Source organism: Bartonella sp. AA2SXKL, assembly GCF_042197205.1.
GTDB lineage: Bacteria > Pseudomonadota > Alphaproteobacteria > Rhizobiales > Rhizobiaceae > Bartonella.
Genome location: NZ_JBHIRN010000185.1, coordinates 1 through 658, shown reverse-complemented (window position 1 = coordinate 658; position 658 = coordinate 1). Strand labels below are relative to the sequence as shown.

1 protein-coding gene is annotated in these 658 nt (G+C 34.2%); it reads left to right on the top strand.

Annotated elements, in window-relative coordinates; all coding sequences use genetic code 11:
- Positions 1–356: 356 nt before the first annotated feature.
- Positions 357–626, top strand: a complete 270-nt coding sequence (gene rpsO / locus ACFINS_RS10580) for a 30S ribosomal protein S15 (RefSeq protein WP_011180162.1) — start codon at positions 357–359, stop codon at positions 624–626.
- The last annotated feature ends 32 nt before the right edge of the window (positions 627–658 follow it).

Genomic DNA, 658 nt, shown 5'->3' with positions numbered 1-658 from the left:
TTACGAAAAAGTTTGAATGTTGAAATGCTCTGCATCTTTTGCCTCCAAATCGGTATTCTATCGCTTTTTTTTACAATATACATTCTGTTAAGCAGGAATCTTTGTCTCAAAAGGATGCATAATTCTTTAAAAATTTTTCATAAAACAGTATAAAAATCAATCTTTCAAAACAAAAGCCTTTATTTAAAAAGAGTTTCAAAACGCTTTGAAGGACTAGTATTTTGACCTTCTTTCCTATATAAATGTTACGATAAATAAGAAGTCTTTGACTCTTCTTGTTTTCTCACAGACCCTTGCTGAACGACATCTCGGCTATGGGTGACTTTTGTTTATTCATTTTTTGAAAGGATAAGACGATGTCGATTACAGCTGAACGTAAAAAAGCTATTGTCGCAGAATATGCCAATAAAGTCGGTGATACAGGATCACCAGAAGTGCAGGTCGCTGTACTTTCTGAACGTATTGCTAACTTGACTAATCATTTTAAATTTCACAAAAAGGATAACCATTCTCGTCGCGGTCTTTTGAAAATGGTGTCTCAACGCCGTCGCTTACTTGATTACCTTAAAGGAATTGACCAAAATCGTTATCAGACACTTATAAAGAAGTTAGGTTTGCGCCGCTAAAACAAAAATGGGTGAATGGTTTTTCTACAAAA

What these genes read in the sequence shown, in the direction of transcription:
- rpsO (WP_011180162.1), top strand. Translation starts at nt 357, where the DNA reads ATGTCGATTACAGCTGAACGTAAAAAAGCTATTGTCGCAGAATATGCC.